Source organism: Hyphomicrobium sp. 2TAF46, from assembly GCF_052114865.1.
GTDB lineage: Bacteria > Pseudomonadota > Alphaproteobacteria > Rhizobiales > Hyphomicrobiaceae > Hyphomicrobium_B.
This window is the reverse complement of sequence record NZ_JBFRFO010000013.1, coordinates 28,608-48,468: the sequence shown is the minus strand read 5'-3', so window position 1 is coordinate 48,468 and position 19,861 is coordinate 28,608. Positions and strand designations below refer to the sequence as shown.

Here is a 19,861-nt window from a genome sequence, read left to right as displayed (position 1 = left end):
CATACGCCTCGCCTCAATAAGATGCATTCAAAATGCACTATTTGCACAGCTTGGCGGGAAAATCCAGTATATGATATGCATCTTTTATGAGATTGTCGCTCCAGACCGACTATGCCCTTCGGACGCTGATGTTTTTGGCCGTCAAAGAGGGCCACCACTCGATCGCCGAAATCGCAAGCGCTTATGGTATCTCGAAGAACCATCTCATGAAGGTTGCGCAACGACTGACGGCGGAAGGATTTGTCGAGAGCATGCGCGGTCGGAGCGGCGGTCTCAAACTAGCACGGCCCGCCGAGAGCTTGAACGTCGGTTTGATCATGCGCGTCATGGAAGACAACGGGGCCTTCGTGCAGTGCTTCGACGCGGCGACCAATAACTGTGTCGTGACGCCGGCATGCGCGCTACGTCATGCGCTGGCGGGAGCGCTGGAAGCTTTCGCGCAGCATCTCGACCAATTCACAATCGCCGATCTTGTGCCGAATTTTGAAAGCTTTAAACGACAATTGGACCTGCATCGCGCGCCCAGCGGTAGAAGGCGTCGTACAGCGCCATCGCGGCGGTGAGTTGCTCGAGGTCATCGCAGTACATGCGCGAAAACCCTAGCGACGCAGCCAAAAGTCCGGCAGCTTCGGGCGCAAGATCCGACCTTGCAGTGTCGGCGCCACGCACGATCGTGGCGACGCGGTCCAGCTCCGGAATCGCGAGGCCGAATTCGTCAAGCATCGTGTCGAAGGAACACCTCTCGCCCCGGTGGCTCCAAAACACATCGGGAATATCGGAGAAACGCTTGGCGGCCTCCAGCACTTCACTTGGTGCCACGAACAAAAACACGGCTTCAGGATCGACGAAGCGACGGATCAGCCAGGGGCACGCGATGCGGTCAACCTTGGGGCGCGCGCGTGTTACCCACACAGTGCGTCCCTCGACGTCGCGCGGTGGCAAGTTCTTGGTAGTGATAAGTGGCTGGCCGGTCTTCTGCCACGCGGCGTAGCCGCCCTCGAGCGTCTCGGCGGCCACACCGGTATGGCGCAGCCATACTGCAATGCCTTGGCTCAAAGCGCCACCGTCCTCGCAAATAACAACGGAGGGTCTTTTGCCGATAGTGGCAATCAAATGGTCTGTTTTAGCGTCTGGTCGCGGAATAGAGCCGGGAATGAGATGCGGATCATGGACAGGAGCATCGTCCGGCCGCACGTCGATGAGCAGCGGACTATTGCCCCGTCGCGAGGGCCCTCGCGCTCATGTGTGCCCCAGCGCAACGCAGCGTGCACGGAAGACAATTCTGCAAACGACCATCTAAGCTTAGAAATTCTATTCAGTTCTCACATTCGTTTCTCGTGAGTAAATCAACTTCCGTTTTAAGCGCAGCGGTGTGGAAGTTGACGGATGACCTAAATCGGCGGCTGCAAAGATGCGGCCCTTGTTCCTAGCGCTTCGGCGCACTGCGTATCGCGGACGCTGTTTCCGCTGAGATACCGGCACAAATCACAACATGCATTTCACAATGCATTTGAAGTGCAACGGTCAATCATTCCGCCGCCCAGGCGATACCTGCGGCGCACGACGGCTTCGCGCGAATACGGGAATTGAAAAAAGAGAACACCCATGGAAGTCGATCAAGAAGGACTGGCGCTCACGGGCTCGACCGAAAAGGGAGCGGAGCTTTTTCGCAGCGCTCTCGACGAGTTGGTCTACTTCAAATCCTCGGTTCTTTCGACGCTCGATAAAACAATAGCTGAAGATCCAGGGTTCGCCCTTCCCTATTTCGCACGGGCCTATCTAGATCTCTTCATGACCGAACCACAGTTCGCTGAGCGCGCGAAGCACACGCTGGAAGTGCTTAAGAAGACCGTCAACATCGACAAACTCTCGAACAGAGAACGGCATCACGCGGCGGCAATCGAGGCATGGATCGGCGGCGATCTTAGAAAGTCGGCACGCATCCTCGATCAGCTCGGGCTCGATGAACCGCGCGATATTCTAGCGCTTCGGATCGGACACGAACTTGATTTCTTCATTGGCAACAAAAGAAGTTTGCGCGATCGCATCGCACGCCAACTCAACGCCTGGACCCCATCGGATGCACACTACGGCATCGTACAGGGATGCTATGCCTTCGGACTCGAAGAAAACGGCCAGTTCGAGCGAGCCGAAGAGCATGGCCTGATCGCGCTCAGCGTTCGCCCCGACGACGTCTGGGCCTTGCACGCCGTAACGCACAGCTTCGAGATGCGGGGCGCCATCGCCGACGGTCTTCGCTTCATGACAGAACGCAGCAATGATTGGGCGGAAGGCAATCTCTTCAGCGCCCACAACTGGTGGCACAAGTCGCTCTTCAACACCGATATCGGCAACTACTCCGCCGCTTTCGAAATCTATGACAATGCCATCTTCAACCAGGACTCGCCGAAGATCGCCCTCGTCCTGCTGGACGCATCGTCCTTGCTGTGGCGCCTTCATCTTCAGCGCGTGCCAGTCGCGGATCGCTTTTCTAAACTCGCCGATGCCTGGGACGCCGTGGCGCAGGAACCCTTCTACGTCTTCAACGACGTGCATGCCGTCATGGCCTACGTCGGCAGCGGCCGCATTGCCGCCGCGCGTGCAGTGGTAAACCGCCTCGATCAATATATCGCCAACGGCCATCAGGACACGAACAATTACCACAACACCGTTCGCGTCGGACGCCCCCTCGCAAGAGCACTCGTCGCTTTCGGCGAAGACCGCTACGAAACTGCGCTCGATCTTCTTTACAGCGTTCGCGAAAACGCGATCGAATTCGGCGGGTCCGAAGCGCAGCGCGACGCAATCGACCGGACGCTGCTCGAGGCAGCAATCAGAAGCGGGCGCTTCAACTTGGCCGGCGCGCTCGCATCGGAACGCATCAATCTCAATCCGAGCAATCCGTACAACTGGTCGAAAATGGCCGAGGCGCTTCGCTTGTCGCAGGCTCTGGAGCGAGCGGGCGAGAGCGACGCTCGATCGCAATCGCTCAGAGATGAAGTCTTGCGGAGTCTCGATCAGCCATACCCGCGAAGCAGCGCCGCGGCACACGCCTATTCCCAACAACACTGACGCAACAACAACGCATCACTTCCCTCACCAAAAGTCAAAAAGGACGAAGTTTCCGTGTCATCGAAGAAATTCCACTTGGGTTGGTTCACGAACTTCACTGCCGACGAGTGGAACGAGCCTTTCTCGAACGGCGGCAATTCCTGGGACGGCAAGTTTCACATCGAAATGGCCCAATCTCTCGATCGCGCCGGTTTCGACTTCATCATGCTCGAGGACAAGCTCGCCATTCCCGAAGCATATGGCGGCAGTTTCGAGGTTTACCTGAAGCATGCACTGGGGATGGCACCCAAACATGATCCGGTTCCACTCGCGACGTTGCTCGCGGCATCGACCAAAAATCTCGGTGTCGTCGCAACCATGTCCACGCTCGGCTATCCGCCGTTCCTCCTGGCGCGCCTGTGCTCGACTATCGACCACTTGGCCGGCGGACGTTTCGGCTGGAACATCGTGACGAGCGCCGAAAACGCCGCCGCGCAGAACTTCGGCCTGGATCGTTTGCCGCCCAGGGAAGAGCGCTACGAACGAGCACACGAATACATGGACCTCGTCTTCAAGCTTTTCGATTCCTGGGAAGACGGTGCCATCATCCGTGACCGCGCATCGGGAACCTACGCCGACTTCAAGAAGGTCCACACGATCGACTTCGAGGGCAAATATTTCAAATCACGCGGTCCCTTGAACACCGCGCGGTCGCCGCAAGGGCGTCCGACGCTTCTTCAAGCTGGCGGATCGCCAACGGGCCGCGACTTTGCGGCAAGATATGCCGACGCCGTGATTGCCGTCAGCGGCGGTGTCGAAGGAATGAAGGAATACCGCGACGATATTCGGGCTCGCGCCAAGAAGCACGGTCGCAACCCCGATGACGTGAAGGTGATGTTCCTCGTAACGCCGGTGCTCGGAGAAACCGAGCGCGAGGCACGCGATCGGCACGAACGCATCACACTCGCTCCGGGCTTCATCGAGCAGAACCTCGCATTGATTTCCGCGATCACCGATATCGACTTCAAAAAATTCGATCTCGAAAAGCCATTGGCTGAACGCCTCGTTACTAACGGGGAGCAGGGCTCGCTCGACATGTTCCAGCAATGGGGCAGCAGCAAAACCTTGCGCCAGCTCGTCGTCGAAGCGTCAGGCGGAATTTGCGCTTCGATCGAACTGGTCGGAACGCCGGACCAAGTTGCAGATCAAATGGGCGAAGCTCTCGAGCAGGTCGGCGGCGACGGCTTTTTGATCACGACACCAAGCCTTTCGACCAACCGCCGGCATATCGCCGAAGTGACAGACGGTCTTGTGCCGGCGCTGCAGCGCAGAGGCCTGGTTCGCGATGGCTACACACACAAAACACTACGCGAAAACCTGCGAGCATTCTGAAACATAAACTCGAACCTTCTCCGTAGCCCCTCACGAGGAACTCATGAAACGAATTATACTAGCTGCACTTCTCGCGTTTGCATCGCTCCTGCAAGCCGGTACCCAATCCGTTCACGCAGCTGAAAAGCCAACATTCAAGCTCGGATGGATCGTGTTTACGCCTTGGATGCCCTGGGGATATGCACAGCAGAGCGGCATCCTGAAAAAATGGGCCGACAAGTACAACGTCAACATCGAGCTCGTGCAGCTCAATGACTATGTCGAGTCCCTAAATCAATATTCGGCAGGCGGCCTCGATGGCGTGCTCGGCAGCATCGCCGACGTCTATTCCATCCCGGTGGCCAACGGCGTCGACACGACAATCTTCCCCATTGACTACTCGAACGGCGCCGATGCCATCATCCTGAAGAAGAAGGACAAGCTCGCCGACATCAAGGGCCAAACGGTCAATCTCGTCGAGTTCTCGGTATCCCATTATCTACTCGATCGTGCGCTCGAGACCGGCAATCTGAAACCCGAGGACGTCAAGCGCGTCAATACGTCCGATGCCGACTTCGTGGCAGCCTATAAGAGCCCCGACGTCTCAGCGATCGTCGCGTGGAACCCACAGGTCGAACAAATCCAGAAAACCGGCGACGCTCATATCGTCTTCGATTCTTCGAAAATCCCAGGAGAAATCTTTGAATCAGTGCTCCTGCACACAAGCAAGCTGAAGGAAAACCCCGACGTCGCCAAAGCCCTGCTCGGCGCTTGGTACGAAACCGTCGGCATCATCAACGGCACATCGGCCCAGCGCGCTGAAGTCATCAAAGCGCTTGCCACCGCTTCGGCGACCGATGCTGCGGGCTATGAGCAGCAGTTGAAATCCGTCGTCCTCTTCTCCGACGCCAAAGCCGCACTCGCATTCGCGGAAAGACCGGAAACCAAGGACACGCTCATCCGCGTTCGAGATTTCGCCCATCGCTATAATCTCCTCGGCAAGGACGTGAAGGACGCCAACGCAATCGGCATCGAGCTCCCGAACGGCGAAGTCGTCGGAAATTCGAAGAACGTTCTCTTGCGGTTCGACAGATCGGTTCTGGCTCTCGCGGCAGCAGGCAAACTCTAAGAAAAATCCGATGGCTCGCTTACTGAATACAACACCGTCTCGAGGGCTGACCTTTGCCCTCGGGGCAGCTCCCTTTATCACCGTCGCGAGCGTGTACGCGTTCGCATCCGCTGAACGGTTGCTCGTCAATGCGCGTGACAATCTCTTGCCATCTCTCGCGACGATGCTCAGCGGACTTCAACGCGTCGGTTTCGAGACGGATCCAATCTCGAGCCACCTTGTCATTCTGGCCGACACACTGGCGAGCCTCGAACGGCTCGGCGTAGGGCTCGGCATCGCCGCGATTATCGGGCTCTGCATTGGCGTCGCCGTCGGACTGATGCCCCTTGCGCGCGCGACGCTTGCGCCGTTCGTCGCCGTGCTTTCAATCATTCCACCGATTACGCTTCTCCCGATCCTGTTCATTGCATTCGGCTTGGGAGATACTTCGAAAATCATCCTGATTGTGATCGGCATCGCGCCTTTCATTGCACGCGATATCGCTGCTCGCACGGGAGAAATCCCGAAGGAAATGCTCATCAAGGCGCAGACCCTTTACGGATCGACGTGGTTGATCACGCTCCATATCGTGCTCCCGCAAATATTTCCGCGTCTTCTCGAAAGCATCCGCCTGAGCCTTGGTCCGGCCTGGCTTTTCGTTTTGTCCGGCGAAGCCATCGCCGCGCAGAGCGGTCTCGGCTACCGGATCTTTCTCGTCAGGCGATACATGGCCATGGATGTCATCATCCCTTACGTCATTTGGATCGGCATATTGGCCTTTATATTCGATCTTGGGTTACGTTGGGGCGCGCGCCGGCTCTCACCCTGGTCACAACCTGGAAACACAAGATGAGCCAGATCACCGTCCGCAACCTGGATGTCGTGATTGATGGACATCCCGTTCTCCGTCACATCAACCTCGACGTCTCGAGCGGTGATTTCTGCGTTGTCACCGGCCCGTCGGGTAGCGGCAAGACGACGTTTATCCGCCTCCTGCTCAGTCAGTTGCGGCCAACGGCTGGCGAAATCTTGATCGACGGTACTCCGATTGCTGCCTTCCCAGGGCCGGATCGCGGCGTCGTATTTCAGGATTACTCCGTCTTCCCGCACAAGACCGCGCTGCAAAACGTCCTTGTCGGTCCGCAGTTCAAACGCTCTCGCCTTATCGGCCGCGTCTTCGGCAACGAGCGCAGGCAGCTCGTCGCGCAGGCGACACAAGCGCTTTCTGATGTCGGCCTCGCCGAGGCCGCATCGAAATATCCGGGCCAACTGTCAGGCGGCATGCGCCAGCGTTTGGCTATTGCCCAAGCGCTCGTCTGCCGGCCGAAAGTTTTGCTGCTTGACGAACCGTTCGGAGCGCTCGACCCCGAAATCCGCGCGCAACTTCATCGCGTTGTTCTGAGACTTTGGCGCGAGAGCCGCACGACGATCGTTATGGTGACCCACGATCTCGCCGAAGCACAAACCTTGGCAACCCGGCTCGTATCCTTCGGTTTCGCCCCGGGCGGCGGGGGAACGATCGCCTCCGACGGATCTCCGGAGGCAGGCTCGACCGTTGTCACGCCGTTTACTCAAAAGAGCGGCAGGCAAGGAAACCGCTCAAAGAAACGCAAATACCGCTGACCCATAGCAATTGTCCGCGCATAAATGCGCGCAAAGACGACAACTGAACGGAAATAAGCAATGATTCAAAGACCAGATTCCACCTTCCACGCCTCTCCGAAACTCGCCATCGAAGCTGCGCCCGAGAAGTTTGCCTACACGCTCTTGCTGAGCGGAGACTTCTCGAAACCGGACGCGCTCGCCATCGTCGATGTCGACCCGGCATCATCGCAATACGGAAAAATCGTGCACACCGTGACGATGCCGAACAAGGGCGACGAATTTCATCATTTCGGCTGGAACGCCTGCTCGTCAGCACTTTCTCCGCTCTCGGGTCACGCCTTCATCGAACGACGTTTCCTCGTCATCCCTGGCCTCCGCTCGTCGCGCATCTATGTCATCGACACCAAGCCGCATCCGGCACAGGCGAAAATTCACAAGATCATCGAGCCGGAAGAAATCTTCCATAAGACCGGCTATTCGCGCCCTCACACGGTCCACTGCGGACCGGACGGCATCTACGTCAGCACGTTGGGCGGTGCCGGGCCCGACGGTACCGACGGTCCTCCGGGCATCTTCATTCTCGACTGTGAAACGTTCGACGTGCTCGGCCGTTGGGAGATCGACCGCGGACCGCAACTGCTGCACTACGATTTCTGGTGGAACCTGCCGCGCGATTACATGGTCAGCAGCGAGTGGGGCCTGCCGCCGCAGTTTGAAAACGGCATCGTGCAGGCAGACTTGCTCGCGAACAAATACGGACACCGCGTTCACTTCTGGAATTTGCGCGCACGCCGCAACGTCCAAACCATCGATCTCGGCGCTCAACATCAGATGGCGCTCGAAGTGCGCCCAGCGCATGATCCCGCCCGGGAATATGGCTTCCTCGGCGTTGTCGTAGATACCACCAACCTCGAAGGATCGATCTGGACGTGGTGGCGGGAAGGCTCCGAGTTCCGCATCGAAAAAACGGCGACAATTCCCGCCGAACCCGCGGATCCGGAGTTATTGCCTCCCCTCCTCAAAGGCTTCGGTGCCGTCCCGCCGCTGGTGACCGACATCGATCTCTCCCTCGATGATAAATTTCTCTATGTCGCGTGCTGGGGAACGGGCGAGCTTCGCCAATATGACGTCACCGACCCGCGAAAGCCGAAGCTCGCCGGCAGTCTTCATGCTGGCGGCATCGCGCGGCGGACGCCCCGACCCGATGGAAGCGCCTTCGCAGGCGGCCCGCAGATGCTCGAAATCAGCCGCGATGGAAAACGCGTCTACGTAACGAACTCGCTCTATTCGACATGGGATGATCAATTCTATCCCGAGGGAGTTCCCGGGGCCTTGGCGATCGTCAACGTCGAACCGGCGGGTGGCATTTCATTCAACAAAACGTTTCGCGTCGAAATCCCTGAAGGCTATCGCACGCACCAGGTCCGGCTCGAAGGCGGCGATTGTTCGACTGACTCGTTCTGCTACTCGTCCGCCTGACCATGAGCGATGGCTTGAACATCGGACTTTGGCTCGCCGTCCTCGCCAGCGGCATCTATCACGGGATCAACCCCGGCATGGGTTGGCCGCTGGCCGTCGCTGCGGGCTTGATGGAACGCAGGCCATCTGCGCTCCTGGCAGCCCTCGGCCCATTGGCCGGCGGCCACTTCCTGGCGATGGCCGTCATTTTATTGCCCTTTGGAATGTTGACGGCCCTGCAGTATTGGAACCATGAGATCCGCATCGTCGCGGCCTTGATCGTCATCTGCATTGGCATTCTGCTTTTCGTCTATCGCCGGCATCCACGCGTGCTTGCGCGCATTCCACCGAGCCAGCTCGGGCTTTGGTCGTTCGCCATCGCCACCGCCCACGGCGCGGGATTGATGCTCGTGCCGATGTATCTCGGGCTCTGCACGACAAAGCCTTCATCGATCCTGGACCACGACGCGGCAATGTCGATCGTCACGAACAACCTCGGCCTGGCCGTTCTCGTATCCGCCGCGCACGCAATCGCGATGATCAGCGCCGGCGGCGTGGTCGCGTGGCTCACTTATCGCTATTTCGGTCTCCAGGTCCTGTCCAAAGCCTGGATCAATCTCGATACGGTTTGGGCGGGAAGTCTCGTCGCCGTCGGCCTTGTTGCAGTCGCTGGTGCGCTTTGATGCGCCTCAGTCAACGTTGCACCAGTTTCGAAGCACTACGCGCTGCCGCAGAAGTCCGCTTTCCGAAGGTAAGCGAACGCCTGAGAGCAGCTGACAGATGGTGGCGAATGACCCAAAGCGGAAGATGTGAATATTTATTTCGCCGCTCTCCAAAGACTGACGCGCCGCGACAGCTCTTCCGTACTTTCCTTGCGCTCGCTGTAGCGGTCCACCAGGTACTCGGCGCGGTCGCGGGAGAGCAGGGTGAACTTCGGAAGCTCCTCCGTCACGTCCGCTACGCGGTCGTAGTAGGACGACGGCTTCATGCGTCCGTCTTTGTCGAATTCGATTCAACAAGCATGTAGAAGTCGGAATCCGCTAAGCTAGGTTCGCCAAACCCGCATACGTTTGCTTCCTCAAACTAGGTAGTAGAGTTTCGACCGCTCGTCCTCGTCTCCTTTTTCCGTTGCGGCATTCGGCGCACCAAAATCAATCTTTCCGAGTTTTGCGTAGGCATAACGCACTGCCTTGAGCGTCGCGGAGTATTCTTTGTCTTCCTCTGGGAAGACCTGCTCAGCCGAAAACCAGCTTTCAAAGCCGATGTTGCGTAACGCGCGGAGCGTATCATCGCGCACGCCGGCGAGGAGCACGGTAACGCCATGCGCCTGTTGCTCGCGCAGGAAATGATCCAACCGCTCGATACAAACGACGTCCGGGTTACGGGCACGCTTCAAGCGCAGCACGATGAATTTCGCCTTCTGTGCGGCCACGCGCTTGGCGAGCGCGTCGAGATAGCGGTCGAGTTCCGGGGCGGCGCCGAAAAACAATTCGCCTTCGAGATCATAGATGACGAGCCGGGGATCGACGGAGTCGGACGCCAGCCGCTCGCGTACAACGCGATCGGGTGTTACGATCAATTCTGAGGCTTTCAGCTTAGCCGCACGCGGCACGAAGAATAGGATCGACAAAGCGATGCCGAGCAGAACGGCGGTGTCGAGGTTGATCGCGATCGCAGTGACTGCTGTTATGATGGCGAGAGCGGCGTCATAGCGCGATACTTTCAAGGTATAGACTAGCCGCTTGAAGTCGACCAAGCGCGCCGCCGTTAGCAACAAAATACCGGCGAGCGCAGGGCGTGGCACGAAATGCAAGAGCGGCGCGAAGAGAACGAGGGCTACGGCGGAGGCTCCCGCCGTAACAATGCCCGAAAAGCGGGTTGCGGCGCCCGCCTGATGGTTGATCGCCGAGCGCGACAGAGATCCTGAGCCCGGCAAGCTTTGGAAAAATGCACCAGTCAGATTGGCAATGCCCTCAGCGATAATCTGGCGGTTGTAGTCGATCTTCTGCCCAGTCTCGTGGGCAATGGCTTTGGCGATAGAGAGCGCCTCGATCACGCCCACAAAGGCGATAGCGAGCGCACTTTGCGTAAGATCGGGAAGCCAGCTCGTCTTGAAAATAGGAACATGCAGTGTGGGAAAACTTGCCGGAATTTTGCCCGCGACCTCGATCGCCGTTTCACCGCCGGAGCCTGCAACCGACCAGCCCGCTATGTAAGCGATAGAGCCCGTCACAACTAGCACTAAAAGCATGTCGAGGCGGGGCAGTTTATATCGGCGCACGATCGATCGAAAAAGCACAGCAAGAACGATTGCGACGGCACTCAGGAGCAATGCTTTGAAATTGACATGGTCGCCGTGAAAGAGCGTCAGCCACAGGCGTTCCAGAACCTGCATATGGCCGTTTCCTTTATTGTGCATCCCGAGCGCGCCGGCAATCTGCCCAATCGCGAGTAAGAAAGCCGCGCCGACCATAAAACCAATGATGACGGATTCGGAAATATAGCGCGTAAGATCGCCGAGCCTGAAGACGGCGATGAGGATCTGAAATGTGCCGATAAGGAAGGCGAGAAAGAACATGGCTTCGAAAAGATCCGTGCGGTTTTCAGGGTCCAGAAAGGAAAGCGCCCCGAAGACGAGCAGCGAGATCGCGCTCGTGGGGCCGTTGATGAGCTGCGATGAAGAGCCCAAAATTGAGGCCACCGCCGTCACCACGATCATCGAATAAAGACCGAACTTCGGATCAACGCCGGCGATCAACGCGTATGCCATACCCTCTGGGACCGCAATTGCCGCGACGGTCAGGCCGGCAATGATATCGCGACGCCCTCGGATCCAATCATAATCCAATGCAAAGCTCATATTTCCCTCCTCGGGCCCGTGCGGCACTCGCAGCCGATCGCGGCGCGAAATCGTTTGCTTCTCATTTCGTTTTGGCTGGCGCGACTTGATCGATGATACCGTTGTCGGCGAAGAATTTCTCGCGAGCGTCATCCCAATCTTTGGCGATGGCGCTGATCGGGAATAGATTGATGTTGGGCAGAGTATCGGCACTTTTTGCCAGAATTGCCGGGCTTACCGGCCGATAGCCAAATTTGCCGATCGTTTCCTGAGCGGCGTCCGTGAAAAGATATTCGAGATATGCCTTAGCGAAGTCCGCCGTTGCCTTGTCCTTGACATTTGCATCGACCCACGCAACGGCCGGTTCGGCCCTTATGCTGACCGGAGGATAGACGATTTCGAATTCGTCCTTATTCGCACTAACTTCACGGATCGCCTCGTTCTCCCAAGTCAGATGCACATCGCCGGTCTTCTCGATCGCGAAACTTGTCGCCGCGCCACGCGCACCCGCGTTAAGGACAGCGACATGCTTGAACAGTTCTCTCAGATAGGCGAGTGCCTCGTCGTCGCCGCCCCCCCTTGTTGTGACGGAACCCCAGGCCGCGAGCACGCTCAATTTGCCGTTGCCGGAAGTGCGCGGATCGGGCGTCACGATGGCGACGTTACCCTTGATGAGATCCGGCCAGTCGTGAATGTTCTTTGGATTACCCTTGTGGACGACGAAGACGATCGTCGATGTGTACGGCACTGAATTATTGGGCAGGCGTGCTCGCCATTCCGCCGCGATCAGCCCGCGTTTGCGCAGCGCGTCGACGTCCGTCGGCAGAGCCAACGTGACGACATCGGCCTTCTGCGAGCCATCAACGACGCTAAGCGCCTGCCGCGAGGAGCCACCGTGCGACTGTTTGATTTGCAGACTTACGCCAGTCTGATGCTGATATTGCTCGACGAATTGCGTATTGAGCGTGGCGTAAAGCTCACGTGTCGGATCGTAAGAGACGTTGAGAATCTGCTTCGACGTATCGCCCCGCAGATTTTCATTCGCAATCAGGCTGCTTGCCAGGATGACGGCAAAGATACCAAAAACATTCAGCCACTGAATACGATGCCAAATATGCGGGTTGGTTCGAGACGTCTTTGTCGTATCCAACATAGGCATTCGACCTTTGCTCGCAATTCCAAGAACCGATCGCAGAGATTCCTAGCTGAGAGCGAACAAGGTATTTCTCGACGACATTTTCAGTGTTAAGCCACTTCTCAGGCCCATTCAATTTGAGGCGCGCTAATGCGCTTCTCATATTTTTTCATATCCAATGCACGCATCTAACCGCTCGGTGCAACATCGTCGAGACGGACGGCGACCACGTCGCAGTTACTTTGAATGGGTCCAAGATTTCTCAAGCTATATCTGGAGCGAAGAGGAATAGTCGACGCTTTTGGGAAGATTTGGACTTCCGCAGAAAACAACAGAATTTCCTTACGTACCGCGACTTATGGCATCCTATTTTTCTTCGAGAAATCTCTCGATGTCACGCGCTACACGTTCGGGAAATTCCCAATGTGGTGCGTGCCCCGCATCGTCGTAGCGGACGGTTTGGGACTGCGCGAGAAGACTTTTAAGCGCCTTCTGACTCTCTGCATCGAAGAGGCCGTCGTGCGCACCCCACAACACGAGCGCCCGCACCGTTACCGGCTGAGGAGCGCCGGGGGGCTCGCCTATGAGGCCATCAAGAGCGCCGCGCCAGGCACCGAGACCAACTCTGCGGCTTTCGTCGATGTATCGGAGAATAGTCGTTTCCGAGATGGGCGCGTAAACGGTGGAGCGCTGAAAATCTTCGATGAATATGTCCGGAACGGCCTTATCAAATCGTGCAAGATCATCACGAAGTTCCAAAAGCCCCGGATGGTTGGCGGCCGTTGGCGCGGCGGCAATGAGGACGAGTTTTTTGACGAGATCAGGGCGCGCTGTAGCCACACGCTGGGCGACGATGCTGCCGAGCGAATGGCCGACCAAAATCACCGGCTCGCCGATGACCCGCTCGATGAATTCGGTCGCATCCACAGCGTGATCGGCGAGCGTGTAGCTGTCGGCCTCTTCCGTCGCTCCGTGGCCGCGCCAATCCAAACTGAAACTATGAACGGGATGCTCAAACGCGTTGAGCAAGGCTTCGAAGCTATAGGAAGAATCAATATATCCGTGTAGAAACAAAACGGATGGACCGGACGCGTATCGTTCCAAATAGTGGTACTTGCGGCCATTGCCAAAAGTTACGAACGAACTCGTTGAGGCGCGTGACACGGAGACGGCGTTCGAGCTCATCGTGATCTCCATTTCTGTCCGAAGAATTCCCTTCACCGTGCCGCGACGACGTCAGAGATTGCGAATAGAGCTATCGGTGACTTCGCGTTCCGTCCAACATTTGATCCTGCTATCCTTTTTCGGATTGCGGCGTTAGCAGCGATGTCCCGTATCACATCGACCGGACCGCTTTGATCCGATCGACGTGGTTGGGACCTGTACGTTCACGAGCGTCAAATGCATCAAATCCAGGAGTGCAACGGCGGATTGACCCCGTTGAGGTAGTATTGCCCGATAGCGAAGGGCTTCCAGCGAACCGGGTCGTGTACGGTGTGGGTCCGGGCGTCGCGCCAGTAGCGATCGAAGCCGTTGGCCTCAAGCGTTGCGCGTGAGCCCCCGAGTTCGATGATCTTGTTGGCGGCGAGGATCACGAGTTCGGTCGTCAGCACTTTGGCTTCCGCGACCGCGACCTTCGCGAGAGCGATTGTGTCTTCGTTGGTATTTTTGTACGTCGCGTCGAGCTGATGGCCGGCGCGCTCCAGCAGTGCATCGGCGGCTTCGAAGCGGATCTCGAGATCGCCTATGTCGCGCAGCGTGAACGGGTCCTGGCTCGCTGCGTCCTGGCCGCTGTCGATCCACGGCCTGGCGCGCTGCTTGACAAAGGCTATGGTGGTATCGATCGCCCCTCTTGCAATGCCGAGGTCGATGGCGGCGTGGATGAGCTGGCTCTGCGGGCCGACGGGGCTCTGTCGTTCATAGACGATGTGGGCGGGAAGAACGCGCGAGGCTGGAATCGCGACGTTGTCGAGGGTGACGGTTCCGCTCGCTGTCGTGCGTTGCCCGATGCCCGACCAATCATCGACGACCGTTAGCCCCTGACTATTGCGGTCGGCAACGGCAACGAGGACGTGCCCTTCTTCATCCAGCGCCACGATCGGGACGAGGTGCGCGAAGAGAGCGCCTGTCGAATAGAACTTCTTCCCATTCACGCGATAATGGTCGCCATCCCGCGTGATCCGCGTGGAAAAATCTTCGACATTCTTGCCCCCTGATTCCGAAAAGGCATTTCCGAGCCGGGAGCCGGAGAGGATGGCGCCGAATAGCTCCCGCTTCTGATCGGGAGTTCCTGTCGAACGAATGACGTCCACGATCTCGAAGTGGCTTTGGGGCAGCTGAGCAAGAGACGGATCGGCGGCCGCGAGCGTTGCAAACACCTTGGCGACCGTCGTCTGGGACACACCGGGTCCGCCGTCTTCCTTAGGGATCGTTATCCCCCAAAGACCGCTTTGCGAGAAGCGGTCAATCTCGGCCACGGGATACTGCCGGTATCGGTCACGCGCGCTCGCGCCTTCCGCGAAGATGGGCGCGAGACGGTGAGCGGCTTCGATGGCCTCTTTATCGCTGGTGATGACGGTCGCGTTCTGCAGGGGTCGTGATGGCGGCCAGCCAGGAGGGAGCGAACGCTCGGACCCGCGGTCGATCTGATCGGCAAGTGGCTTATGTTCTGACATTTGTCGTTTCTTTCGTTTTGCAATTCGATTTCGTCGATGGGCCGCGCAGCATCGTGGTGAGAACGGCTTGTCGTTTGTGCGTCCTCCGCCCGCGTTGGCGCGTAGCTAGATCCACGAGTGGCGGGGCGGGAGTACGTGATTGAGGTGGTAGTTGCCGATGATCGGATACTTCCAACGCACCGGGTCATGGATGGTGTGAACTCGGGCATTGCGCCAATGGCGGTCGAAGTTGTTTTTGAGAAGCGTCGAACGCGCGCCGCCATGCTCAAACAGCTTGTTCGCTGCGAGAAGTGCAACGTCGGTCGACAGGACTTTGGCTTTGGCCACCGCAATTGATGCCGCCGCGACGGTCTCAGCGGTTGGATTGGCCACGGCCTCGTCGAGGACGCGCCCGGCCCGCGCGAGCAAGGCTTCCGTCGCGTGCAGCTTGATCTTGAGATCGCCGATATCGGAGATCGTGTAAGGATCTTCGACTGCTTTCCCTTTGCCGCTGTCGATCCAGGGACGAGCGGAATCGTGGACGAACGCAATGGTATCGTCGATGGCCCTGCGAGCAATCCCGGCATCGACGGCGGCGTGAATGATCTGGCAGACCGCGCCGTTCGCACTTGGGCTATCCTGCGCCGCATAGGTCGGAATGACACGTGAAGCAGGAAGTACGACATTGTCGATGATTACAGTGCCGCTTGCTGTTGTCCTTTGGCCAAAACTCGACCAATCGTCGATGATAGTAAGACCCGGAGTGTAGCGGTCGGCGACAGCAATATAGAGCCTGCCTTCGGCATCGACCGTCGTGATGGGGACAAGGTGGGCGAGAAGCGCGCCACTCGAATAGAACTTCTTGCCATTGACGACATAGTCATTGCCCCGTCTCGTGATCTTCGTCTCGAAATCGGCAGCGGTGCGGCTTCCGAGTTCGGAGAAAGCGTTGCCGGTACGGGTGCCTGCGAGTATGGCGGGGAAGAATTCGGCTTTCTGTTCGGGCGTTGCCGTCGTTCTAAGCGTATCGACGAAATCGATATGGCTTTGCGGCAACTGTCCGAGGGATGGATCCGCTGCTGAGACGATGGCAATCACTTCAGCGATCGTCGAATAGGAAAGATCGGGCCCTCCATAGTCTTTGGGGACGTTGAGCGACAAGAGCCCGCTCTGGGTAAATTCGACGATCTCGACGACTGGCAAATGCTGCTCACGGTCACGTTCGCTGGCGGAACCCGCAATTTTTGCGGCAAAGCGTTTCGCAACCTCGACTGCTTCATTTGCATTGGCGACGACGTGAGCGCCTTTCGGCTCCTCGAGAATGGGCAAGGATGTTTTCGTTAAGCTCGCGGTCGATTGCAGTTCGGTCATGGTTTGCTCTTTCCTGATTGAGGAGCGCGCGGCGACGTCGCCAAGGACGTCACCGCGCTGACTTTCTCAGCCCTTCACTGCAGGGGGAGTGCCGAGCAGGTCGTTCTCAACGGCGACGAGCTGGTCAGGAGCGATCACGCGCTGAAGGAGGAAGTAAGCGACGCCTACGCCAAGCAGCCCCAGGAACACGTAGGGCAGAATATTGTAGGGCCACGCAGGTACGGGATAGACGGTGCCGACCAGCACGACGGCAAGCAGCACGATTGCAGCCGCAGAGGAGAGAACATGGTAGAACTTGAGGCTGCCCTGTTGCCGGAGATAGAGCGGTGCTCCAAGCGACACCAGGAAATACGAGACGAGGAACCCGTAGGTCGCGATCGAGCCGAGAATACCGTAGCCATCGAGTAGCCCCCACCCGCCGAACGTCAATGCAACAGCATGAACGAGGGCAATGATGGCTACGAGCGTTACGGCGATGTGAGGCGTGCTATTGGTCGCGTGTGTTGAGCGGGCCGTGCGATGGAAGAGGCCGTGATGCGACAGCGTGTAAAGCACACGCGCCGCAGCATTGATTGAGCCCAGAATGCAGGCAAAGAAGCTCAACGCTACGCCGATGGATACGAGAAACCCGACCGTTCCCGCTCCGAAGGTGTTCGCGAGCGTCGTCAGCGGTGCTTCGGCCGTGCTCAACGGCGGATTGGCGCCTCGAAAGCCCGAGGTCAGGCCGTAGGAAGCGATAATAAACAACAAGCCGACACCGATCACGCTGACGATAACCGACCGCGGAATCAACCGGTGGGGATCCTTCGCCTCGGCACCGAGTACGGCGGCGCTCTCAAAGCCTACGAAGCTGAAGAACGCCAACACCAGGCCTAGCCGGAGCTTATCGAAATCGACTTCCTCCAAGTGGAGCTGGGGTTCATCGATGATACTTTGACGATGGATAAAGTAGCCTGCGACGAGCGCAAGAATGAGCACGATAGTGGTGAGCTCGATGGCGAGTGTCGTCCGCGTGGAGAGGCGAATGTCGCGGTATGCAAGCCACCAGGCCGCAAACGTAGCAATGACCGCGATGCCATAGTTAAGCACCGTATCCAGGGTCGTTACCCCGAGAGAGTGGAAGACCGCCAATGAGGTGTAGACGGTGCCGTTGATGACGGCGGCGGCTGTGAACACATAACCGATGAGCAGCGCCCATCCCGAAATCACCCCAAGAAAAGGTCCGAGCCCAAGTCCGGCATATACATAGAGAGCCCCAGGCGTTGCGACGCGTGTCGCAAAGACGTTGATCTGGAATGCGACAATCAGGAGTGCGATCGTCGCAAAGGCGTACGCGAGCCACGTGCCGTTGCCGGCCGTCGCAAAGACGACCGAGATGACCAAGCCGGGCGTGCCGGACGGTGCAATGGTCCCGATGGACTGGGCGACGATTTCGGAAAACGATAGATAATTTCTTTTTAGTCCCTTGCCCGGAGTGATCGCATGAGATGCGACCTCCGGCGACGTGCTGACCATGGATATCTCCTGCTCTCTGGCCTTGTCTCTTGACGTGCCGAGGTCATCTGTCGCCGGCGCTGAAGGGCGAGGACTGACCACCTCCCGTGTTCAGTCAGTGCCAACCGGAATCGGTCGAAGGGACACCGAATGATAAAAAGATGACGCATGAACCCACGAACGCCTTCGAAACAGCCGCCCGCGGTTCGCGGCGATAATCGTGGCTTCAAGCCAGGAGGCGAACAAAGAAAAACATGGAAGAATATGAGCGGCCGTGAATTCCGATTGCGGTACGTGTATCGCATCGTGGCGTCGCCCTTAGTTGTCGGGCGACGCCAATTCGGGCCTCTTTCAAAAGCCGATCCGGAATCGGCTGTGTGCGCACTAACGCTTGTCTAGGCAAAGGCAGTGAGGCAGATAATCCAGGCCATGTGGCTTCGGCATATGCCTCAAAAGTTTTGTCTTAACGTCAGTTCGTTTCACGAACGGCCTGATGAAGAGCTCGTCCGGTTTCAGCGGCGAAGGCTTTCACCTTCCGACTGCCTCACTGGCCGTCCAGGAAGTGGAGCACCGTGAAATTGAAGAGAGCCGGATCCTGCAGAAAGGCGAAATGGCTGACATTTGGAAGGATCAAGAGGCCTGCATGCGGGATCGTCGCCGCGATATATTCAGTATGTTCGCGCTTGATGGCTTCGTCGTGATCGCCATCAACGACGAGGATCGGCGTTACGATCGACTTTAGCTGCTCATCGGTCCAATTTGGCTGCTCGGCCCACATCTTGCTGATCTGATCGACGAAGGCGTTGTATTCTTTTGGCGTGGCGGAATGCGCTTCATACTCGTGGCCGGCACGCTCGATGTATGCTGCGAACGTTGGATTCTTCTCAACGCCCTCCTTGACGCCCGAAGTAACGGTATTCGCTGCAAAGGCGAAGACTTTGCCGACACGATCCTTGTGCCGCAAAGCAAGATCGATTCCGAGAATGGCGCCATCGCTCCAACCGACAATGTCTGCCTTGGGAATCTTTAGAGCGTCGAGCACGGCCACAACATCGTCGGCCATTAGGTCATAGCCGTAAGGACGGTTGTCGCGCGTGCTGCGGCCATGGCCGCGGCTATCGATGAGGATGACGGTATGGTGTGCGGCAACGGCGGGAACTTGGTTGCCCCAATAATCAGTATTGGCGAGACCGCCGTGCAGGAAGACGACAGGGGAACCTTGGCCGTAGATCGCATAGTGGATTTTGATGCCGTTGGCCGCAATTTCTCCGCCGCGATCCGTGGCAATGGGAGCAGGTGTCGGCGGCAAGGCTTCCCATTTTTCCGCCCCAAGCGTCGGCGTCGTTATGGCCAATCCCAAAGATACGAGCGCGAAGAAGCGCATCAATTTATTCCTCTATGTTCCAATTGATCGGTGATGAAGATAGCGGCGCTCGAGAAAAGCGAAGCCGGTGTTCCGCTCTCGTGAGACGCAAGTCATTTGGTTAGCGTCGCCGAGTCGGAGATCGACGCAGCGCGGGTTGTGGCGCAGCTAGGGTATTGCGGGGTGCCCTTATAGGTAACGAAGAATTTCTTCGATGTTTATCGCATTTCGACCCTGTTTGGCCCGCTCGTGGTGCCGCCCGAGAGACGCCGTCGACGCGCCGGACTCACTTCTTTCTCCGAAGCATGGGCACGGATGTGGGGAACTTTATTCCGATAAAATCGATATGCGACCACCAGATGTCAGGCAGTCAATGTCTGAACATTGGAACAGCGAATTTATCGGGATAACG

15 protein-coding genes and 2 pseudogenes are annotated in these 19,861 nt (G+C 57.8%); 8 read left to right on the top strand and 9 right to left on the bottom strand.

Translation table 11 applies throughout. The features are described 5' to 3' along the window. The first annotated feature begins 86 nt into the window (after nt 1-86). Nucleotides 87-563 carry an RrF2 family transcriptional regulator gene (locus AB4Z24_RS21490; RefSeq protein WP_441711528.1) on the top strand — a complete coding sequence of 159 codons (477 nt, stop codon included), beginning with the start codon at nt 87-89 and terminating at the stop codon, nt 561-563. On the opposite strand, the pseudogene AB4Z24_RS21485 reads toward AB4Z24_RS21490, so the two are convergent. Then, nucleotides 493-1,215, bottom strand: a pseudogene (locus AB4Z24_RS21485) (chromate resistance protein ChrB domain-containing protein); the annotation flags it as partial. The gene AB4Z24_RS21490 and the pseudogene AB4Z24_RS21485 overlap by 71 nt on opposite strands. Nucleotides 1,216-1,605: 390 nt before the next feature. Here AB4Z24_RS21485 and AB4Z24_RS21480 point away from each other — a divergent pair. Genes AB4Z24_RS21480 through AB4Z24_RS21450 form a run of 7 tightly spaced genes read left to right on the top strand, consistent with a single transcriptional unit; the run spans nt 1,606 to nt 9,276 of the window. Then, nucleotides 1,606-3,072: a tetratricopeptide repeat protein gene (locus tag AB4Z24_RS21480; protein ID WP_441711526.1), complete on the top strand. Its 1,467-nt coding sequence runs from the start codon at nt 1,606-1,608 to the stop codon at nt 3,070-3,072. A gap of 54 nt (nt 3,073-3,126) precedes the next feature. Then, nucleotides 3,127-4,443 (top strand): NtaA/DmoA family FMN-dependent monooxygenase, encoded by a 1,317-nt coding sequence (locus AB4Z24_RS21475; protein ID WP_441711524.1) that lies wholly within the window; start codon nt 3,127-3,129, stop codon nt 4,441-4,443. A 43-nt stretch (nt 4,444-4,486) separates the two neighbouring features. Then, entirely contained in the window at nt 4,487-5,551 is a 1,065-nt protein-coding gene (locus AB4Z24_RS21470) for a putative urea ABC transporter substrate-binding protein (protein WP_441711522.1), read from the top strand. A 10-nt stretch (nt 5,552-5,561) separates the two neighbouring features. After that, entirely contained in the window at nt 5,562-6,383 is an 822-nt protein-coding gene (locus AB4Z24_RS21465; RefSeq protein WP_441711521.1) for an ABC transporter permease, read from the top strand. Next, nucleotides 6,380-7,153 carry an ABC transporter ATP-binding protein gene (locus AB4Z24_RS21460; RefSeq protein ID WP_441711519.1) on the top strand — a complete coding sequence of 258 codons (774 nt, stop codon included), beginning with the start codon at nt 6,380-6,382 and terminating at the stop codon, nt 7,151-7,153. The genes AB4Z24_RS21465 and AB4Z24_RS21460 overlap by 4 nt, the downstream gene beginning before the upstream one ends. A 60-nt stretch (nt 7,154-7,213) precedes the next feature. Beyond that, a complete protein-coding gene (locus tag AB4Z24_RS21455) occupies nt 7,214-8,614 on the top strand; it encodes a selenium-binding protein SBP56-related protein (RefSeq protein ID WP_441711517.1) in 1,401 nt (466 codons plus the stop codon). A gap of 2 nt (nt 8,615-8,616) precedes the next feature. After that, nucleotides 8,617-9,276 carry a hypothetical protein gene (locus AB4Z24_RS21450; protein ID WP_441711515.1) on the top strand — a complete coding sequence of 220 codons (660 nt, stop codon included), beginning with the start codon at nt 8,617-8,619 and terminating at the stop codon, nt 9,274-9,276. Between the two features lie 134 nt (nt 9,277-9,410). Here the strand turns inward: AB4Z24_RS21450 and AB4Z24_RS21445 are convergent. From AB4Z24_RS21445 to AB4Z24_RS21410, 8 genes and pseudogenes are all read right to left on the bottom strand, one after another. Beyond that, a pseudogene (locus AB4Z24_RS21445) lies at nt 9,411-9,602 on the bottom strand (arsenical resistance protein ArsH); the annotation flags it as partial. A 69-nt stretch (nt 9,603-9,671) separates the two neighbouring features. Next, nucleotides 9,672-11,453, bottom strand: a complete 1,782-nt coding sequence (locus AB4Z24_RS21440; RefSeq protein ID WP_441711514.1) for a SulP family inorganic anion transporter — start codon at nt 11,451-11,453, stop codon at nt 9,672-9,674. Nucleotides 11,454-11,514: 61 nt separating this feature from the next. After that, entirely contained in the window at nt 11,515-12,591 is a 1,077-nt protein-coding gene (locus AB4Z24_RS21435) for a sulfate ABC transporter substrate-binding protein (RefSeq protein WP_441711512.1), read from the bottom strand. Between the two features lie 342 nt (nt 12,592-12,933). Continuing rightward, nucleotides 12,934-13,752, bottom strand: coding sequence for an alpha/beta fold hydrolase (locus tag AB4Z24_RS21430; RefSeq protein ID WP_441711510.1), 819 nt, complete (start codon nt 13,750-13,752; stop codon nt 12,934-12,936). A gap of 221 nt (nt 13,753-13,973) precedes the next feature. Beyond that, on the bottom strand, nt 13,974-15,242 hold the full coding sequence (locus AB4Z24_RS21425; protein ID WP_441711508.1) for an SfnB family sulfur acquisition oxidoreductase: 1,269 nt from the start codon (nt 15,240-15,242) through the stop codon (nt 13,974-13,976). Nucleotides 15,243-15,347: 105 nt separating this feature from the next. Then, nucleotides 15,348-16,592, bottom strand: coding sequence for an SfnB family sulfur acquisition oxidoreductase (locus AB4Z24_RS21420; protein WP_441711506.1), 1,245 nt, complete (start codon nt 16,590-16,592; stop codon nt 15,348-15,350). Between the two features lie 66 nt (nt 16,593-16,658). Beyond that, complete coding sequence (locus tag AB4Z24_RS21415; RefSeq protein ID WP_441711504.1) at nt 16,659-18,107, bottom strand: APC family permease; 1,449 nt, start codon at nt 18,105-18,107, stop codon at nt 16,659-16,661. Nucleotides 18,108-18,630: 523 nt separating this feature from the next. Further along, entirely contained in the window at nt 18,631-19,470 is an 840-nt protein-coding gene (locus AB4Z24_RS21410; protein ID WP_441711503.1) for an alpha/beta fold hydrolase, read from the bottom strand. Between the last annotated feature and the right edge of the window lie 391 nt (nt 19,471-19,861).

What these genes read in the sequence shown, in the direction of transcription:
- AB4Z24_RS21490 (WP_441711528.1), top strand. Translation starts at nt 87, where the DNA reads ATGAGATTGTCGCTCCAGACCGACTATGCCCTTCGGACGCTGATGTTT.
- AB4Z24_RS21480 (WP_441711526.1), top strand. Translation starts at nt 1,606, where the DNA reads ATGGAAGTCGATCAAGAAGGACTGGCGCTCACGGGCTCGACCGAAAAG.
- AB4Z24_RS21470 (WP_441711522.1), top strand. Translation starts at nt 4,487, where the DNA reads ATGAAACGAATTATACTAGCTGCACTTCTCGCGTTTGCATCGCTCCTG.
- AB4Z24_RS21465 (WP_441711521.1), top strand. Translation starts at nt 5,562, where the DNA reads ATGGCTCGCTTACTGAATACAACACCGTCTCGAGGGCTGACCTTTGCC.
- AB4Z24_RS21460 (WP_441711519.1), top strand. Translation starts at nt 6,380, where the DNA reads ATGAGCCAGATCACCGTCCGCAACCTGGATGTCGTGATTGATGGACAT.
- AB4Z24_RS21455 (WP_441711517.1), top strand. Translation starts at nt 7,214, where the DNA reads ATGATTCAAAGACCAGATTCCACCTTCCACGCCTCTCCGAAACTCGCC.
- AB4Z24_RS21450 (WP_441711515.1), top strand. Translation starts at nt 8,617, where the DNA reads ATGAGCGATGGCTTGAACATCGGACTTTGGCTCGCCGTCCTCGCCAGC.
- AB4Z24_RS21440 (WP_441711514.1), bottom strand. Translation starts at nt 11,453, where the DNA reads ATGAGCTTTGCATTGGATTATGATTGGATCCGAGGGCGTCGCGATATC.
- AB4Z24_RS21435 (WP_441711512.1), bottom strand. Translation starts at nt 12,591, where the DNA reads ATGCCTATGTTGGATACGACAAAGACGTCTCGAACCAACCCGCATATT.
- AB4Z24_RS21430 (WP_441711510.1), bottom strand. Translation starts at nt 13,752, where the DNA reads ATGAGCTCGAACGCCGTCTCCGTGTCACGCGCCTCAACGAGTTCGTTC.
- AB4Z24_RS21425 (WP_441711508.1), bottom strand. Translation starts at nt 15,242, where the DNA reads ATGTCAGAACATAAGCCACTTGCCGATCAGATCGACCGCGGGTCCGAG.
- AB4Z24_RS21420 (WP_441711506.1), bottom strand. Translation starts at nt 16,592, where the DNA reads ATGACCGAACTGCAATCGACCGCGAGCTTAACGAAAACATCCTTGCCC.
- AB4Z24_RS21415 (WP_441711504.1), bottom strand. Translation starts at nt 18,107, where the DNA reads ATGGTCAGCACGTCGCCGGAGGTCGCATCTCATGCGATCACTCCGGGC.
- AB4Z24_RS21410 (WP_441711503.1), bottom strand. Translation starts at nt 19,470, where the DNA reads ATGCGCTTCTTCGCGCTCGTATCTTTGGGATTGGCCATAACGACGCCG.